Origin of the sequence: Veillonella parvula (assembly GCF_024461875.1) — a bacterium.
GTDB classification, from domain to species: domain Bacteria; phylum Bacillota; class Negativicutes; order Veillonellales; family Veillonellaceae; genus Veillonella; species Veillonella parvula_I.
The window spans coordinates 1-264 of sequence record NZ_JANGAL010000055.1 but is presented as its reverse complement, the minus strand read 5'-3'; the positions used below and the strand labels follow the sequence as shown (position 1 = coordinate 264).

General features: G+C 40.5%; 1 protein-coding gene. It reads right to left on the bottom strand.

Features of this window, described 5'->3' with window-relative positions; genetic code table 11:
- Window positions 1-264, bottom strand: a 264-nt coding sequence (locus NE668_RS09840; RefSeq protein ID WP_256196798.1) for a hypothetical protein, incomplete at both ends; no start/stop codon positions are given.

The window sequence follows — 264 nt, the reverse complement described above, 5'->3', positions numbered from 1 at the left end:
ATTCTCGTAATATTTCGAGAATTTACAGAGCAGGAAGACCATTCCGTCCTTATTTCTTCCCATATCACAAGCGATCTGGATAAAATTGCCGACTATATCGCATACATACATGAAGGAAGACTGCTCTTCCTTAAATCTATTGACGAACTGAATAATGACTGTGGAATCATCCGCTGCGGACGAGAGTTTTTCGACGCCCTTTCTCCGGAGGACATTATCGCATACAGAGAAGAGCCTTACAGTTATTGTGTATTCATAAAAAAC